General features: G+C 38.0%; 2 protein-coding genes. One reads left to right on the forward strand and one right to left on the reverse strand.

The annotated features are described in order from the left end of the window. Window positions 1-584: DMT family transporter (locus UC75_RS21335; RefSeq protein ID WP_228137303.1), on the reverse strand; the 584-nt coding region annotated here is incomplete at its 3' end. Window positions 585-985: 401 nt separating this feature from the next. Between UC75_RS21335 and pnuC the strand changes: the two genes are divergently transcribed. Further along, a partial coding sequence (pnuC, locus tag UC75_RS11395) for a nicotinamide riboside transporter PnuC (protein WP_228137304.1) occupies window positions 986-1,375 on the forward strand: 390 nt, incomplete at its 3' end.

Here is a 1,375-nt window from a genome sequence, read left to right on the forward strand (position 1 = left end):
GATTTCACGGCAAACGTCGACAAGACATAAAACAGCATCGCAATCAGTTCTAATAGAATACCGATGCGGTTGAGCTGAAAACCTGATGAAGACAGTCCTAAAGTAAAACTCATTCCGACAAGTGCAATACCGAGTCCAAGCCATTGCCACACTGAAAATCGTTCGCGTCCTAATAAAAAGGAGCTAATCAGTCCAGATACTAACGGAGAGGTGCCGTAAATAATTGAGATAATGGCAGAGGGGACTTTATCTGCACCCATATAGCAAAACGCCATAGATCCAAATAAACCAATGGCTCCAGCACAATAACTTAAAACAGCTTTTTTATTAAAGATGAGCTTTAAACGAAAGAATCTTAGACACAGCAAGGCGATTGGAATCGCCAGACTGAATCGAATAAATAATCCCCATGCCCAGTGAATTTCTTGTACTGTCCAGACGGCCGCGAGTGGGGTAAGCGACCAAATAATGACGACAGCAATAAATTGGCCGGCTGTAGCAAGGCGAGTCGGAGATGAAGATAATGCTACAACCGGCTGAATCTGCGGGGTGGATATACTCTGTTGTTCAAATAATGGCTTCATATAAAGCTCCAGAAAGTTTGTTCTTTGGTGTTTTAAAAGGGCATAAAAAAAGCCGCGTTTTATGGCGGCTTGTGATGAAAATCAGAGGATATATTACAAATTAAATATCTCGATTTTCGTATCTAAAGCGCCAAATTGTCCAAAATAAGGACGTCGCCAATTGACCACATAGAACTTAATCTCTGGGGCGTATGATTGACGCGCTAGACAACAATGGGCTTTAGATAAAAACATGATAAGTATATTAAAATATAGATGATATTTTTATAACATATAAATAGAAAAGTACAAATTAGATTCAAGCATGAGGCATGGTTTTTTTGATTACTTTAAATTAGTAGTTTGCTTAGCTTCATATTTTTCTCATAATACCTCGTCAAATTGATCTCAATAAGCAGCTTATGTCACCTCTAGAAATCTTTGCGGTCTTAATTAGTCTCATTGGAGTTGGATTAACCGTCATCCGTAATATGTGGTGTTGGCTGTTTAATTTCTTTGCCTTTGTTTTATATGCCTATTTGTTTTACGAATTTAAGCTATATGGTGAAACAATTTTGCAGTTCTTTTTTATGGTCGTAAATTTTTATGGCTTTTACTATTGGTTCAAAGGAAAGCAGCAAGATCACGACATTCGAATTGAACCTATTGCAGTTCAAACTGCTATCATCCAAATGATTATTGCTGCGGTAGGTGGCTTACTGTTTGGTTTAATTCTTAAAAACTTTACTGATGCAGCAGTACCGATGCTCGACTCACAGCTTGCAGCATTTAGTTTACTTGCAACGTATTGG

The sequence above is a fragment of the Acinetobacter sp. V2 genome (assembly GCF_001188385.1).
Taxonomy (GTDB): Bacteria; Pseudomonadota; Gammaproteobacteria; order Pseudomonadales; family Moraxellaceae; genus Acinetobacter; species Acinetobacter oleivorans.